The sequence below is a fragment of the Micromonospora sp. NPDC023888 genome, from assembly GCF_040639415.1.
Lineage (GTDB): Bacteria > Actinomycetota > Actinomycetes > Mycobacteriales > Micromonosporaceae > Micromonospora.
Map to the genome: position 1 here is coordinate 83017 of NZ_JBEZZW010000023.1, position 15528 is coordinate 98544.

General features: G+C 67.4%; 14 protein-coding genes and 1 pseudogene. 9 read left to right on the plus strand and 6 right to left on the minus strand.

Annotation, left to right across the window (positions count from 1 at the left end; translation table 11 throughout):
- Positions 1-81 precede the first annotated feature (81 nt).
- The 3 genes from ligD (AB0F61_RS21050) to AB0F61_RS21060 are packed head-to-tail and all read left to right on the plus strand — an operon-like array spanning position 82 to position 3026.
- Complete coding sequence (gene ligD, locus AB0F61_RS21050; RefSeq protein ID WP_357812118.1) at positions 82-1023, plus strand: non-homologous end-joining DNA ligase; 942 nt, start codon at positions 82-84, stop codon at positions 1021-1023.
- On the plus strand, positions 1013-1924 hold the full coding sequence (gene ligD, locus AB0F61_RS21055) for a non-homologous end-joining DNA ligase (RefSeq protein ID WP_357812120.1): 912 nt from the start codon (positions 1013-1015) through the stop codon (positions 1922-1924). The genes ligD (AB0F61_RS21050) and ligD (AB0F61_RS21055) overlap by 11 nt, the downstream gene beginning before the upstream one ends.
- Positions 1925-1958: 34 nt before the next feature.
- A complete protein-coding gene (locus AB0F61_RS21060; protein WP_357812122.1) occupies positions 1959-3026 on the plus strand; it encodes a hypothetical protein in 1068 nt (355 codons plus the stop codon).
- Between the two features lie 6 nt (positions 3027-3032).
- Here AB0F61_RS21060 and AB0F61_RS21065 read toward each other — a convergent pair whose 3' ends face one another.
- Both AB0F61_RS21065 and AB0F61_RS21070 read right to left on the minus strand, forming a co-directional pair.
- Positions 3033-3770, minus strand: a complete 738-nt coding sequence (locus AB0F61_RS21065; RefSeq protein ID WP_357812124.1) for a hypothetical protein — start codon at positions 3768-3770, stop codon at positions 3033-3035.
- A gap of 76 nt (positions 3771-3846) precedes the next feature.
- Entirely contained in the window at positions 3847-4746 is a 900-nt protein-coding gene (locus AB0F61_RS21070) for an NAD(P)-binding domain-containing protein (RefSeq protein ID WP_357812126.1), read from the minus strand.
- A 58-nt stretch (positions 4747-4804) separates the two neighbouring features.
- On the opposite strand from AB0F61_RS21070, the gene AB0F61_RS21075 reads away from it, so the two are divergent.
- Positions 4805-5173: a MerR family transcriptional regulator gene (locus tag AB0F61_RS21075; protein ID WP_112585860.1), complete on the plus strand. Its 369-nt coding sequence runs from the start codon at positions 4805-4807 to the stop codon at positions 5171-5173.
- A 260-nt stretch (positions 5174-5433) separates the two neighbouring features.
- Here AB0F61_RS21075 and AB0F61_RS21080 read toward each other — a convergent pair.
- A pseudogene (locus AB0F61_RS21080) lies at positions 5434-5877 on the minus strand (NUDIX domain-containing protein).
- 298 nt (positions 5878-6175) lie between these two features.
- On the opposite strand from AB0F61_RS21080, the gene AB0F61_RS21085 reads away from it, so the two are divergent.
- The 4 genes from AB0F61_RS21085 to AB0F61_RS21100 all read left to right on the plus strand — a co-directional run bounded on the left by AB0F61_RS21085 (position 6176) and on the right by AB0F61_RS21100 (position 12026).
- The gene (locus AB0F61_RS21085; protein ID WP_357812129.1) at positions 6176-8479 is read left to right on the plus strand and encodes an ATP-binding protein; all 2304 of its coding nucleotides are present in this window, start codon (positions 6176-6178) and stop codon (positions 8477-8479) included.
- A 2-nt stretch (positions 8480-8481) separates the two neighbouring features.
- Entirely contained in the window at positions 8482-10137 is a 1656-nt protein-coding gene (locus AB0F61_RS21090; protein WP_357812131.1) for a DEAD/DEAH box helicase family protein, read from the plus strand.
- Positions 10138-10139: 2 nt separating this feature from the next.
- Entirely contained in the window at positions 10140-10745 is a 606-nt protein-coding gene (locus tag AB0F61_RS21095; RefSeq protein ID WP_357812133.1) for a hypothetical protein, read from the plus strand.
- Positions 10746-10808: 63 nt separating this feature from the next.
- A complete protein-coding gene (locus tag AB0F61_RS21100; RefSeq protein ID WP_357812135.1) occupies positions 10809-12026 on the plus strand; it encodes a DNA cytosine methyltransferase in 1218 nt (405 codons plus the stop codon).
- Positions 12027-12043: 17 nt separating this feature from the next.
- Here the strand turns inward: AB0F61_RS21100 and AB0F61_RS21105 are convergent, their stop codons facing one another.
- On the minus strand, positions 12044-12454 hold the full coding sequence (locus AB0F61_RS21105) for a very short patch repair endonuclease (protein WP_357812137.1): 411 nt from the start codon (positions 12452-12454) through the stop codon (positions 12044-12046).
- A 77-nt stretch (positions 12455-12531) separates the two neighbouring features.
- Here AB0F61_RS21105 and AB0F61_RS21110 point away from each other — a divergent pair, with 77 nt between their 5' ends.
- Entirely contained in the window at positions 12532-13233 is a 702-nt protein-coding gene (locus AB0F61_RS21110) for a DUF3800 domain-containing protein (protein WP_357812139.1), read from the plus strand.
- Between the two features lie 342 nt (positions 13234-13575).
- On the opposite strand, the gene AB0F61_RS21115 is transcribed toward AB0F61_RS21110, so the two are convergent.
- On the minus strand, positions 13576-14280 hold the full coding sequence (locus AB0F61_RS21115) for a hypothetical protein (protein ID WP_357812141.1): 705 nt from the start codon (positions 14278-14280) through the stop codon (positions 13576-13578).
- A 55-nt stretch (positions 14281-14335) separates the two neighbouring features.
- Positions 14336-15379, minus strand: coding sequence for a hypothetical protein (locus tag AB0F61_RS21120; RefSeq protein WP_357812143.1), 1044 nt, complete (start codon positions 15377-15379; stop codon positions 14336-14338).
- Positions 15380-15528: the final 149 nt, after the last annotated feature.

The following is a 15528-nucleotide window of genomic DNA, read 5'->3' on the forward strand; positions in this document are numbered from 1 at the left end:
CGCTCCCTTCCCCGGTATCGACCATGCTCGCATCCCGAAGAACCGGACGCGAGGTGTTCGGCCTGCTACTACAGTCGGGTCGTGCCCGGCGCGCCGCTCAAGCCGATGCTCGCGATGACCGGGCCGCTCCCGGCGGGTGACGGCTGGGCGTACGAGTTCAAGTGGGACGGGGTCCGCGCGCTCGCCGACATCTCCGGCGGCGACCAGCACCTGTACGCCCGCTCGGGCGTGGAGATCACCGCCGCGTACCCCGAGCTGGCCACGCTGCACGAGCAGGTCGGCGACGCCCTGCTCGACGGCGAGGTGGTGCTGCTCGGCGCGGGCGGGCAGCCGTCGTTCACCGCCCTGGCCGAGCGGATGCACGTGCGCGACCGCGCCCGGGCGGCCCGGTTGGCGGCGGCCATGCCGGTGACGTACATGATCTTCGACCTGCTGCGGCTGAACGGGGACGACCTGACCGGCTGGCCGTACGAGCGCCGCCGGGAGGCCCTGGACGCGCTCGCCCTCGGCGGCCTCCGCTGGGCGGTGCCCCCGACGTTCGCCGACGGTCCGGCCACCTACGAGGCGGCCGGTGAACACGGCCTGGAGGGCGTCATGGCCAAACGGGTCGGTGCCGTCTACCGCCCCGGGGTGCGCTCGCCGGACTGGGTGAAGGTCAAGCTGGAGGTGACCGGCGACTTCGTCATCGGCGGCTGGCGGCCGGGCGCGCGTCGGATCGGCGGGCTGCTGGTCGGGGTGCCGGGCCCGGACGGCCGGCTGATCTACCGGGGCCGGGTCGGCGGTGGAATCGGGGCGGCCATCGAACGGCAGCTCCTCGCCGAGCTGGAGCCGCTGCGCTCCGGCGTGTCACCGTTCGCACCGGGGATGCCCCGCGAGGATGCCCGGGGCGCCAACTGGGTAGAACCGCGGGTGGTGGTGGAGGTGAAGTACGGCCAGCGCACCCCGGACGGCCGGCTGCGCTTCCCCCGGGTGCTGCGGTTGCGCCCGGACAAGCCGCCGGAGGAGGTGGACGATGCCGGCTGAGCGGCTACGGGTGGACGTCGAGGGCCGCCCGCTTGAGCTTTCCAACCTGGACAAGGTGCTCTATCCGGCGGCCGGGTTCACCAAGGGTGAGGTGATCGACTACTACACCCGGATCTCGCCGGTGCTGCTGCCACACCTGCGGGACCGGCCGCTGACCCGGATCCGCTTTCCCAACGGGGTCGACGACAAGTCGTTTTTCGAGAAGAACACGCCGGCCGCCACCCCGGACTGGGTGCGGGTGGAGAACCTGCCCGCGCCCGGGTCGACGAAGGGCCGGGAGACCATCGACTACGTGGTCGCCGACGACCTGCCCACCCTGGTGTGGCTGGCGAACCTGGCCGCGTTGGAGCTGCACACGCCGCAGTGGAAGGTCGGCGAGCACCCGGACATGATGGTCGTCGACCTGGACCCGGGGCCGCCGGCCGGGTTGGCCGAGTGTTGCCCGGTGGCGGTGCTGATGCGCGACCGGCTCGCCGACGACGGCATCGAGTCGTACCCGAAGACGTCAGGTAAGAAGGGCATGCAGCTCTGCTGCCCGATCGCGGGCACCCAACCCGCCGATGACGTCTCCGCGTACGCCCGGCGGATCGCCCAGGAGCTGGAGAAGGCCCACCCGAAGCTGATCGTGTCGAAGATGGCGAAGAACCTGCGCCCGGGGAAGGTCTTCATCGACTGGAGTCAGAACAACGCGGCGAAGACCACAGTCGCGCCGTACTCGCTGCGGGCCCAGTCGGTGCCGTCGGTGTCGACGCCGCTGACCTGGGACGAGGTCGAGGCCGGGGCTCGCGGCCGGAAGCCGGCCGTCCGCCAGTTCACCGCCGCCGAGGTGCTGACCCGGGTCGAGGAGTGCGACGACCTGCTGGCCCCGCTGCTCGACGGCGGCCCCGAACTGCCCGACTGAGACCAGCGGGCGGTTTTGCCGCTACAGTTCATCGATGCATCAGAGCGAGCTTGTCGACGCGCTGAGTGAGCTTTCGGCGCTGCGGGTCGAGCCCGACGGCCCCGCTCTGGTCGTCACGGTGCCGGCCATCGGTGAGAGCCTGCGACTCTACGCCGAGGCCGTGGTCTGGCTGAAGCGCGGAGCGCTGCCCCAGGGGGACCCGCTCCTGCAGATCGTGGTGCAACACCACGGCCAGGAGCTGCGGATGATTCTGCTCAACGACGACATCGTGTGGCAGCCGGCCGACACCGACTCGGTGCTGGACGCGCGGATCCCCGTGCGGATCACGGACGCGCCGGACCTCGTGGCGTACACCGAGCTGGAACGGGAGTCCGCCGCGGCGCTGCGTGCCGTCGGCGGGCCGGAGGCGAACCTGGACGCTCTCGCCGCGACGCTGCTGCTGCACCGGTGCATGATCGTCGCCGCCATGCGGCTCGGCCTCCGGCCGCTGCGCGCCGTGCGGCGGTGGCATGAGCTCTGGCGCGAGGTGGGCGAGTTCCTTCCCGGCTCGTTCTGGCCCGACCCGGACTGGGACCGGCTCCTGGTGCAGGCCGGAGTGCCGCTGACCCCGTACGAGGAGGCCCGAGCCCGGGACCGGCCCGCCGAGATCGAGGCGCTGACGGTGGCCGACCTGCGGGCGACGGAACCGAAGCTGACGATCGACAGGGCTGACGAGACGACCCTCGCCGCCTGGCGGCAGTGGATGAAGCTGACGCCGCGCCAGTTCTGCGAGGTGCTGACGGCGGAGCTGCCCGAGGCGCGAGTCGAGGTCTCGCTCTACGCCGACGGCGGAGGAGCGGTCTCCCTGCGCATCGCGGCGGCCGGAGTGCTGCGGGCACTGCTGGAGCTGCGTCTCTCCTTTCCGCGCAGGATGACGTATCTCGACGAGATTCGCATCGCCGACGAGGCGACCAACACGGGGCTCTTCCAACGCCTGCTGTCAAACGTGGAGAATCTCAGTCACTCGCTGAGCATGAAGGGGATCAAGGTCTATGCCACCGGCGCGGGCAGCGTCGCGTTCGCCCGTGCCGGCTTCGACTGGGATCGCGACGCACCCGAGTGAGCTGACTCAGCGCTGTTGTGCCCGGTCGGCCAGTGTCCGCCGCAACTGGGCCGTGGCGTCCGGGCCGATGGCCTCCTGAGTCGCCCCGAGCAGTCGGGCGCACAGCTCCCGGGCGGTGACCAGCCCGGCGCGGGCCTGCCCCACCTCGCCCCGCAGAGTCGCGCGCTCGTCGTCCGCGACGGCACGGATGTCGGCCACCTCCCGCCGCCGCGCGCCGCGAACCTCGTCCGCCACCACCAGCACGAAGTCCGTCCGTTCGAGGTCGAGTGCGGTGCTCGAACCGGCCGGGGTGGCCGCCACCGCGCGGGTGACGGCCTCGGCCGGCAGGAAGAACAGCGTTGTGGTGGAGAACCGGCTCACTGCGGCCTGCTGCTGCCAGCGGGTCAGCAGCCCCGACTTGGCGTCGAGGAAGGGCGCCATCGCGAACGCGAAGTCCACGTCGACGGTGGCGAGCAGGGCACGGGAGGCGTCGAGGCCGCTCCGCAGTTGGTTGATCAGCGCGGACTGCCGACGCAGCAGCGCCGCGAACTCCGTCTGGTCGTCGGCCCGCGGCTCGGTGCCGGAGATCATGGTGTCGGCCAGGCTCAGGAGACGGTCACCGTTGAGGCACAGCTCCTGCAGCGTGAGGACCACATCCAGCAGGTGGGCGCCGACCTTCGCGTCCTTCGCGACCGCCCGCCGGTCCAGCAGTCTGGTGACGTACGAGCTGATGATCTGAACCACTGTCGACAGCAGCTCACCCACTGCGCCGCCCCCTCCGAAGTGGTGTGAGCGCGAGTGTAATCGCCAGGTCGAAGCAGTTGGCCGCTGACGTCTCCGCCTACGCGTGGTCGGCTGGCACGAGCGATTCGGCGAGCCGGGCGTAGCTGTCGCCGCCGTGGCCCGCCGCAATGGCCCGGTCGATGATCGATTGCACGGCCTGCAGCGGCGCGGTCTCGATGCCGCGCGCGGCGGCGGCGTCGACGACGTGGCTGACCGCCGAGCCCGCCGACGCGATGCTGGAAACGTCGGCGGCGAAGGTTCCGGACGTGAGGTGCTCGGCGAACCGGTCGGCCATGTCGGGCAGCAGGCCACCGATTCCTCTGGCGAAACGGGCGAACGCGGCCGGCGGGATGCCCTCGGTGCGGGCCAGGGCGAAGGCGTGCGCGAGTCCGCCGACGGACATGGTGAACAGGTCGAGCAACGCCATCTCGTACGCCGCCGCCGTGCCGGCGTCCGCACCGAGGTAGACGCTGGAGCCGCCGAAGCTCTCCAACGAGGGAAGGCTGTCGTCGAAGAGGGCCCGCGGACCGCTGTAGAGAATCGTCGCGGCCGGTGTCCCGATGGTCGGCGCGGGCGTCAGGATGGCGCCGTCCAGGTAGTTGATGCCCCGCTGCGCGGCCCAGGTCGCCATGTCCCGCGCCTCGGCGGCGTGCCCGCTGCTGAGGTTGACGAATGGTCCTCTCGGCGGGCTTTCGAGGCCCGACAGGACGGCGCGCGCTGCCCCGTAGTTGATGACGCAGGCGACGACGACCGATGCCCGACGTACGGCATCAGCCACCGTCGGAGCGAGCACCGCCCCCGCGGCCACGAGCGCGGTCGCCCGGCCGGGTGAGCGGTTCCAGACCACTGTGGGATGACCGGCGGCGAGCGACGCGGTGGCCAGCGCCCGGCCCATCGGGCCGAGCCCCAGGACGGCGACGGTGGCGGACTGGTTGTCCTCATGATTGCGGTGAGTCACAGCGACGACGCTAAACCTTGCCGTTGACGTGAAGGTCAAGCGCTGATCTGCTCTCGGTGTGCGGATCAGTGAACTGGCGCGGCAGGCCGGCACCACCCCACGCGCCCTGCGCTACTACGAGGAGCAGGGCCTGTTGCGGCCGGCCCGTCTCGCGAGCGGCTACCGCCACTACGAGCCGCAGGCGGTGGGCACGGTGCGGCACATCCAACTGTTGCTGTCCGCCGGCCTGAACACCACGGCGATCGCCGAGATCCTTCCCTGCATCCCCGACGACGTGACCGTGCTGGCCCCCACCTGCCCCGAACTCCTCGACGCTCTCGCGGTGGAGCGCAACCGGATCACCACGTCCATCGACCGGCTCGCCGCCGCTCGTGCTGTCCTGGACCGGCTCATTCAGGCCGGCTCCGGGGCCCGCGACCAGCCCTGAACACCGTCCGGCCCGCGGAGGGTGGTCGTACCCCAGACTCAACCCCGGCCGGCGGCGAAAGCCTCACAGCGCTTTACGAACGGGCGACGGCTGCTTCGGCGATCCTCGGACACGGGGGTGAAGGAACCACAGCATTGATTTTCTCGCACCGAATACTCATCGGCGCGGTCGCAGCGATCACCGCCGGAGCGAGCGGCCCTCAGGACGTGTTCCAAGCCGCGCGCCGCTTCACGCTCGCACCGGCAGGGATCTGGTCCGCCTTAGCTGAACTCCGATAGCAAGGCATCGGCGTTCGCGAGGATGAACTCCTTCAGGATCAGGCTTCAGATCCACCTCGGGAAGGCGGTCGACAGCCACTCGGTCGAGGATGTAGCCGCCCCGGCCCGGATCAGTGAACTCCGGGCCCGTACGGGCACTCTCGTCAACCCGGGTGAGCCGGCAGGAGACGAAGTGCTGTACGGATACTCCCTCGCCCGACGGTGCGCTGAACAAGAACACCTGGCTGAGCCGCTCTGCCTCCGCGCCCAACTCCTCCCGCAGCTCACGTCGCAGGGCTGCATCGAGGGATGCGTCAGTCGTTCAAGGCCGCCACCGGGCGCAGTTCAGTAAGGGGCTTGGCCGGGCTTCGTTCTCTTGATCAACACGAGCTGATCGCGTTCATCCCAGAGAATCGCCCGCACAGACCGACGCACGACTTCACGCATCTAGACCCCAATCAGCAGTTGCCCGAGGTCCGGGCGAGTCGAAGCTACCGCGACATTTTACGAGCACGACGTGTTCATTGCGGGGCTCAGGTGTGGTCGGCGGTTTGGCCTGCATCTTGTGTTCACTCCGAAGCTCGAGTACGGAAGGTTTCGGCCGTACGTCGTCGTCGAGCGGGTAGGCCGCCCGACTGCACCAGGTACGCAGGCTACAAACAACCCTCCGCAGCGGATCACCTTCGCAGCGTCGTGAGGTACTAGGCTGTACCGCGCGTTCCCCGGTCGTCGCGAGAGGTTGGGTATGTCCGACGAGTTCATGGATGTCACGCCGCACGGCAGAGTGCTGAGCGTCTTCGGGGAACTGAAGGTCCCTGCGGTGTACTGCCTCGCGGAGTTGATTGACAACGCGTTCGATGACTTCTGGAAGCGTCCGCCATCCGATCTCCGGCCAGCCGTCACGATCACTTTGCCCGGATCCACCAGCACTCTGTCCGACGCCGAGGTATGGGTGGTCGACAACGGCCTCGGGATGGACCGTCAAGCACTGAACAACGCCGTTAGGGCCGGCTGGACGTCGAACTCCCGGTACGAGGCATTGGGGCTGTTCGGCATGGGGCTTAACATCGCCACAGCGGGATTGGGCTGGTGGAGCGAGATCTGGACGACCCGCGCCGGCGACCCGTCCTGGACCGTCGTTACGTTGGACCTTTCCACCATCAGCGCGAAGGAGAACGAGAACTACCAGGTCCCGCTGCGTCACGCCCCGAAGGACGACCCGTCAGAGCACGGCACGAAGGTCATCATCAAGAAGCTGCGCCCGGACCAGTTCGAGGTGCTCAAGCGCCAAGCGCGCACCCTTAGGGACAAGCTCGGGCACATCTACAGCCACCTGTTGACCGAGCGGGCTTACCTGATCACGGTGAACCGCACACAAGTGAATCCCCGCCGCGCGTGTGTCTGGGGCGAGAACAGGTCAGTCTCCCGCGGCGGCGCGGAGATCCGCGCCGTGATCCGGATCGACGAGACGCTGCCGCCTCGGCGCACCTGCGTCAATTGCGGGCGGGCGTGCGAGGACTCCCTGTGCCCGACCTGCGGCAGCGAACGCACCGAGTACGTCGAGCGCCGTATCTGGGGGTGGTTGGGCATTCAGCGATACCTGCACAAGAGTGAGTACGGCGTCGACTTCCTGCGCAGCGGCCGGAAGATCATGATGTTCGACAAGAACGTGTTCGACTGGGTAGACCCGGACGGACTCGGTGCCCCCGAGCGCGAGTATCCGATCGACAGCCCTCGCAACGAGGGCCGGATTATCGGCGAGATCCACTGCGACCATGTACCGGTCAACTACACCAAAACGTCCTTCGAGCTCGACAGCGCCGAGTGGAAAACTGTCCTGCGGGTGCTGCGGGGCGAGAGCCCGTTGCGGCCAAACCGCGCCAGGCAGCTGGGCCTGGCGACGAACGACAGTCCACTGGGCCGGCTGTTCACCGGCTACCGCCGCGAGGACCCGGGGCTGAGGTACCTCGTGCCCGGCGACGGGAAGAACGCGCTGCGTGACAAGGCGATCGAGTGGACGAAGCTGTTCCGCGATGGCCATCCCGAGTACCAGTCGGACGAAAAGTGGTACGAGGCCGCTCGGTTGCATGACAGCGGGCCCACCCCTCCCCCCGACCCGAAGCCGGCGCCGGGTCCCGGCTCGGGAACCACGTCCCGGATGGGCCTCGATGATGATGGTCCAGACGGCGGTGATGACGGTCCAGACCGGGATGCGCCCAAGCCGGAGACGCGTGACCAGCACCTGGAGCGGTATCGGGCGAGCGCGACCGAGGTGGTCGACATGGCCGGCCGCTACGAGGCAGACGGACAAGGCGCGGTCGAGCTGAAAGTGTGGGTGGTTCCCGGCACCGCAGTCGAGGACCACGGGAACCGGCCGGTCCCGGTGTTCGTGGAGAGGACCCGGCCGCCGCGCGCGGAGGCCTTCGTGGCCGCCGATAACGCGCTGTTCACCGAGTACGGCGTTGACTTCCGGGAGTTGGTGCTCGTTGAGCTCGCCGAGTACATGCGGCAACGGGCAGCGGGTTCGTCCGGGCCTCCGCCCTTGTCGGCGGTCCTCCAGACGCTGCGGGTCCGGTCGGGCATGCCGAAGATCACCCCGGATGTGCTCGCCGTCCAAGCCCGGCGGCTGCTGGACCGCGTGAGGGAAGCCATGCAGCCGGAGGTCGCGGGTAACCCGTCGGGTTACTGGGAGCTGTTGCCCGAGGGTGAGCGCGCGCTCACTGAGCGCCGGTTTGCGCTCGAAGGCGGAGCCGACGTGTGGGACGAGGTGATCGAGAAGGGTGACTTCGTGCTGTACATCCCCGCGAGTGCGGTCGTCCGCCTGATCGAGCGGCGGCCCGGGGCGTTCCTCGACAACAGGGTATTCCGCCGCTCCTATGCCACTCTGACCGACGAGGGTACCCGGGGCCTGATCGTGTCCCGGCTCGCCGGCTACATCAGCGATCTGGCGTTGCTGGTGGACGACCACCCGCGCCTCAACGCCGAGGAGCTGGCCCGCAGCAGGATCAGCTGCCGACTGGTCGAGCGCGAGCTGGCCGACACGGACTGAGGGTGGACGGCTTCCTCGATCCGCTGCTGCTGCGCGATGGCGGTCCGCACCAGTTCGTTCGGCAGATCGAGCGGCTGCTGTGGCACCAGGGGTTCACCGACGTGACCAACGTCGATGGCTCCGGCGATGGCGGCGGCGACATCCTGGCCGGCTACCGCGGTCGCGACTGGGTGGTGCAGTGCAAGTGGAAGGCGCGCGGGGCGGTTCCGGCCCAAGCGGTGGACGAGACCGCAGCTGCCTGCGATCTCTACCGGGCCCCGCGGGCGGCGGTCGTCACCAACACCCGCTTCAGCGCCGACGCGATGCGTCGCGCGGAACGTCTTAATGCGCTCGGCTACCGGATTCACCTTTGGTCCGGTGGGGACATAGCGGCGCTGTTCAAGGAGGTCCCGTCGACCCTGGGAACTCTGACACTCCGCGAATACCAGCGCGAGGCGGTCCAAAAGGTTCTCGCCGACCTCGACGAGACCGGACGCGCCCTGTTGATCCTCGCCACCGGCCTCGGTAAAACCGTGGTCGGCGGCGAGGTGATCGCCGATCACCTCCGACATCACCCGTCGGACAAGGTCCTCGTCGTCGCACACACCAAAGACCTCGTGCAGCAACTAGAGCGGGCGATGTGGCGGCACCTACCCAAGTCGGTGCCGACCCGCCTGCTCACCGGCGACGAACGCCCCGACCACTTGCCCGGCGTCACGTGCGCGACCCTGGGCAGCGCGGTGAGGGTGTCCCGCCTCGGATACTCACCCAGCCTGGTCATGGTCGACGAGGCACACCACGTCGCCGAGGGCGGACAATACGACGAGCTTCTCCGGACTCATCACAAGGCCCTGCAGTTCGGCGTCACCGCCACACCCTGGCGCGGCGACGAGTACGACATCAGCGCCCGCTTCGGCAAGGCGAGTCACACCCTCGGCATCGAGCAGGGCATGGCACGCGGATACCTCGCCCAGGTCGACTACCGCCTCTTCGTCGATAACATCGACTGGGAGGTGGTCCGGACCGCCAGCCAGCACTCCTACAGCCTCGCCGAACTCAACGCCACCCTGTTTCTCCCACACCGCGACGAAGCCGTGCGCGACGAGTTGGCTGACGCCTGGGGGAAGGTGATCGAGCCCCGCGCCATCGTGTTCTGCCGGACCGTGGAGCACGCCGAGCGGATGGCCGACCTTCTCCGTCGCGCACCGCGCTGGTCCGGCGCCTTGGCCGTGCACGCCGCCCTCAACAAGCGTGAGCGCCTCCGCCGCCTCCTGGACTTCCGGGCGGGCAGAGTACCGATCCTCACTGCGGTCGACATCCTCAACGAGGGCGTGGACGTTCCCGACGTCAACATCCTCTGCTTCGCCAGGGTGACCCACAGTCGCCGCATCTTCGTTCAACAACTCGGCCGCGGCCTGCGGCTACGCGAGGGCAAGGACCGCGTCCTGGTGTTGGACTTCGTCTCCGACCTGCGGCGGGTGGCCGCCGCGCTGCGGATCAAGCGTGTGCTGGCCGAGGAGGTCGAGGAATTGGGCGAGCACGTCACCTCGATCATCTCCTTCACCGACCAGGCAGCGGGCAACCTTATGGAGGAGTGGATCAGGGACGCGGCGGACGTGGAGACCGCCTACGATGAGAGCCGCCTCCAATTCCCCTCCACTGAATCCCTCAGGGAGTGAGCGTGTCACCCAGCCCAGTGCCGAAGGACATCCGCGACGACGTCGTGCGTGAGCTGTACCGGCAGGTCGAGACCTTGGACTGGGAGCTGCTGAGCGCGCAGCAGAAGAACCGGCAGTACGCCCGCTGGATCGAGGAACCTGCCATCGGTGGCAGGCTCACCCAGTTTCAGAGCGCCGAGGACGCCCGGGTGTGGCTTAAGGACAGTGCGATGAAGGAGTACGCCCGTGCTCTTGACGGAGCCGGCCCCTTTCGGGACCTCGTCACCGTACGTCTGTCTGGCCTTGAGGAGTTGGTCCGTCGTGCCTTCGGTGAGGCATGGAACGTGGTTCCCGGCTCCCGGGGCGACAAGCCGTTCCACTGCACCGTCACCGACGGCGCGTCCAGCCGGTACATGTGCTGGGGCAAGCCTGGCACGTTCCGGGACCTAATGTGGGCGGCGCTGAACAAGGTCGTCGAGTCGTCCAGCCGACCGATGATCGTCGTGACGCTGCGCGACGGTCACGACGTCAACGGCGAGGAACGTCGCCGCCACGATAGGTTGGCCGCGCACTGCGGGCTGGATGTCCGTCATGTCCACCGTCGGCTGGTGACGCGCGACGACGTGTGACCCACGGCGCGGCATCGCCATCGACAGGCAATCGACAGCCCGCCATTCCGGTAGAGTCCGACCATGGTCATCACCCCGCCACCGCCCTCATCCGGCGATCAGCCGGCGGGCATCGGAACAAGTATCGAGTTGTTCACGGGCGGGGGCGGGCTCGCCCTGGCCATGCACGACGCGGGCTTCCGGCACCTACTCGCCGTCGAACTCGACAAGCGGGCCTGTGCGACTTTGCGTGCCAACAAAGCCACCGACTTCATACCGGACGCGGAAGATCCTCGGCGTTTGGACGACCGATGGCCCCTGGTTGAAGGCGATGTGGGGCAGGTCGACTTCACGAGGTGGGAGGGCAAGGTCGACGTCGTCGCTGGCGGCGTGCCTTGCCAACCCTGGAGCCTCGGCGGCGTGGGTAAAGGCTACGACGACCCCCGCAACCTGTGGCCAGAGCTGTTCCGCTGCGTCCGCGAGACGCGCCCCAAGGCGATCATCGCCGAGAACGTCAAAGGCCTCCTACGGCCATCGTTCAAGCCGTACTACGACTACATCCTGCGGGAGCTTGGCGCCCCCTTCGAACAACGTGTCGACGGCGAGGACTGGCGCGATCACGACAAGCGGCTGACCAAGACCCTCGCCAGCGGCAAGTACGACCTCACGGAGCGCTACGAGGTCAAGCACCTTTGCCTCAACGCCGCCGACTACGGGGTCCCCCAGATCCGCCACCGCGTGTTCGTGGTGGCGTTCCGCAAAGACCTCGCCATCGACTGGGACTTCCCCGACGCCACCCACTCCGCCGAGGCGCTCGCACACGCCCAAGCAGACGGCAGCTACTGGGCCGAACACCACCTGCAGCCACCGGCCGTGGCCACCCTGCCATCGATGAAAATCCCGGAGAACACGCAGCGGTGGCGGACGCTGCGGGACGCCGTCACCACCCTGCCAGAACCTCTCGGTGACAAAGTCGAACACCCGGACTGGCTGCACCACTACGGCTGGCCCGGCGCCCGCGAGTACACGGGACACACCGCCAACGTCCTCGACCGCCCAGCCAAGACCGTCAAGGCCGGCGTCCATGGCGTGCCCGGCGGAGAGACGGTCATGCGCGACGACGCCGGCCGGATCAGATACATGACCGTCCGAGAAGTCGCCCGAGTGATGACCTTTCCTGACAGCTGGAGACTCGACGGCCCTCGTGGAGAACAGATGCGCCAGCTCGGCAACGCCGTGCCGGTCGAGCTAGCCACTGTCATCGCGAAATCGGTGGTCGAGTCGCTGTTGAAGTCGCGATAGCGACCCGCGACAGTCAGTCACCGGCGCCGCGACCACAGCGCCTCGACGCGATCAGCGGCGAACATCGAGTCCTCGTGCTCCCACACGTGCACTGCCAGCCAGCCGAGATCCGTCAAACGACGGTCCTTCTCGCGGTCCCTGGAAACATTGGCCTCCAGCTTGGCCACCCACCACTCACGGTTGTTCTTGGGCAACCTCACGTGATCGGCGCACATGTGCCAGAAACAGCCGTCGACGAACACCGCCAAACGCGCCTTGGTGAAGGCCAGATCCGGTCGACCTGGAAGCTCCCGGAAATTGACCCGGAACCTCAGGCCCCGGCGGTGCAACTCCCGCCGGATCGCCAACTCCGGGCGCGTCGACGCCCGGGGCATCCGGCGCATCTGCTCCGATACCAGCGGGCTCAGAGGCGTGGGACGGGAGGCCATCAGCGTCGCCTTGGCGGACGCCGCCGACCAAACTGCAGTGTGGGCATGAATGCTTCCAAGTGGCGTAACCTGTCGAGGTGCTGTTGACGTACGTCGACGAGAGCTACAACCGCGAGGTGTACTACATCGCCGCCCTGCTCTGCCCGGATCAGGAAGCCATCTCCCTGACCCGCGCGCTGGACGCCGTCGTCTCCAGAGCGGCGAACCTGCACGGCGTCGCACCTAACGCCGAGCTGCACGGTCACGACCTCTTTCAAGCCAAGGGCGCCTGGGAACACCTGGCCAAGATGCCTCGCGTGCGCATCGGAGTCTACAACGAGGCGTTCCGGGCCATCGGCGATCATGACGTCAAGATCATTATAAGGGGTGTCAACTCCCGGCGACTCCGGGAACGCTACAACGCTACCGACGACCCCCACTCAGTCGTACTCGGCCAACTGCTCGAGCGCGTCGACGAATACGTCGCCAGACGGGGCGAATATGCCCTCGTCATCGCCGACGAGGTGGCCCAACCAGGTCTCTATCGAGCCGACCTCTCCCTTTATCAACAGCACGGACTCTGGGGTGAGAGCACGCGCAGACTGACCCGCATCGTCGACACGCTGCACTTCGCCCCATCGTCCGCGAGTCGCCTCGTCCAGGCCGCCGACCTCATCGCCTTCCTGCACCGCCGAATCGAGACCGAGACCGCGCCCGACGAGCGCGCCCGCCGCGCCAACAGCGCCATCTGGGCTCGCGTTGGACCGCGCGTCCAACACTCGACCTGCTGGACACCCTAGACGCACAAGGGCCCCACCGAAGCGGGGCCCAAGGCTCACCGGAGTCTCCTCCTGGCCGCAGTGTAACCACCTAATCGCTCGCCGCAAGGCCCCTCGACGCCAGTCGCGCTGCGACACGATCGGAGAACTCGACTCCGGGAGTGAAGGGCTCCGGACCTTCATGCACTTGAAGGGGCCCACATCGCGTTATGTGAGATTATCTCGAAGGTCTCCTACTCCGAGCCCAGCGACGATCGAGCCGACACCACCCACAGCTGCGTTGTAGAGCTGCCTTGAGCTCGACCACCGGCGATGAGCGCATGGAGCCGGGGATAGGACACCATTGCAATCTCGCGAACGCAGTTACTCGCCTGAGATGCTCGTCGCCTGGCATGCACTCCCGTCCTGCTCGTGCGAAGTGCATTCGGGTGGTACATCCAGGGCTTCGAGAAGCCGCTCGGCGTAGGTTTCGGCGGCCTGGCGCACCCACGTGGGTCGGATGAAGAAGAGCCAAGCGGCGGCGAGACCCAAGTGCAGTCCGCCGACCGTGACGAGCGGACCCGTCAGCCCGTCGCGAAAATAGATGACGGCGTCGGCCGCAACTGACGAGGTGAGCACGACGAGCGCGAGCGGTTTGACGCCAAGTAGATTGCGGGCAAAGCCGTAGCTGGCGTTCTCATGATCGATTAGGGGAAACTGGCCAGGTCTAGAACGCACATGAGTGATCAGGCGTCGGGTTGCCGCAACGTAGGCTTCGTCTGCCTTTCGGGGGTTTGCGACTTCTTGCCGACGGCTCGGTAGCGGGGCGCCAAACAGCACTTCCAAGGCTTGGCGACGCCGCTGCAACATCACGCTGTTTTGAGCCTGGCGGAATCGGAGCAGCCTGGTCGTGGGCATGCCATTCCACTTCACGATCAAGCGTTGTTGCGTGCGTTGGCCGAGTACGCGCACGATGTTGCTGGCAAGGAATAGTGTCCCTGCGCTCAACAAGATCGGGCTCAACGCTACGAGCGGTCTGTTGTTCGTGAGTAGCGCCGAGATCAGTGCGGCGGGCAGCACGGCCAGCATCGCTGGATAGATGCGAGCCCGCCGGCTGTAGGAGTCAAAGCCGCTGACCGCCTCGCTAAGCCTCATCGTCGTCCTCGACAAGCGCCGGGAGCGGCTGCAGAGTGCCCCATCCGGGCCGCGCCAACGTTCCCGAGTTGTGGCAAATGGCGATCCCCTCGGTGGCTCCCACGAAGCAACCTCGACGCTTCAGTGCGTTCACCACCTTCGGCGAGGGATGTTTCGGCGCTGCCTTGGCGGAGCTGATGAAGGCGATCGTCGAGGGCGCGTGTGGTGAGTTGGGCGTGCCGAGGATGCGGTTTAGGAGAGTTGGCCCCAGGTTGCGCTTGCTTCCGTGGTGCGGTGCTTGCATGAAGGACAGCGGTGACGCCGCAAAAGACCCGTACGTGTTCTCGTACTGATCGGTGGCGGCCGTCATCGCGGGGATGCCGGCGTCTCCGGTGAACAGCATCCGCTGTCCGTCGAGAGTCAGCAAGGTGATCACCGAGGAGTTGTTCCGCTGACTGGTCTCACCAAAGTCGCTCAACGTCTCAGCCGGCAGCCAGTCGATTGCTCGTTCGAGAAGGTTGACCCCCTGCTGCCACCAGCCTCTGTGGGCCGATGCGGCAGCGTGCTTGGCCTCGGTCAACTGCTGCGCCAGCAGCTCTTCGTAGTAGGCGGACGTCGGCCCCAGCACTGTCAACTGGCCTCCAAGTCGGGACTCTCCCGTGAAGGGCTCGCTCACCAGTACGTTGCGGGCCTTGGCCGTATCGAGAAGCTCGTCCAGGGCCTCCAAGTTGCTGAAGTCCGACACATCACGGGCGTGGGCCCGGGGCTGGTGCACCATCAGTTCCCGTACCTCGAGGGCTTCCACGACGCCAGCCAACCCGTTGAGGTGGTCCGCATCAGGGTGAGTGGAGATCATCAAGTCGACCACGTCCGTGCGGTAGTACTCCGTGATGTGGTCAATCAGCTTCTCGGTGGTATATGCCCGGCCACCGTCGATGATCACAACGGCCTGTCGCTGCTCATCGCTGAAGGTGAAGCGGCATGCGATTGCGTCGCCACTTTTGCCGCCGTCTTGATCCGGGTTCTCCACCGGCAGGAAGTCCACCTCGAACACTGGGCTACTCCGTCACATCACTTGAGTCGTACACGTGATCGAACCGGTCGGACTCTACGCCGGGATCGTGATCAACGACGGTCACTGTGAGAGATGTCGACTCACCGTCACCACTCTGGACTCCCGATCGTTGGTACTAGCCGGTTCTG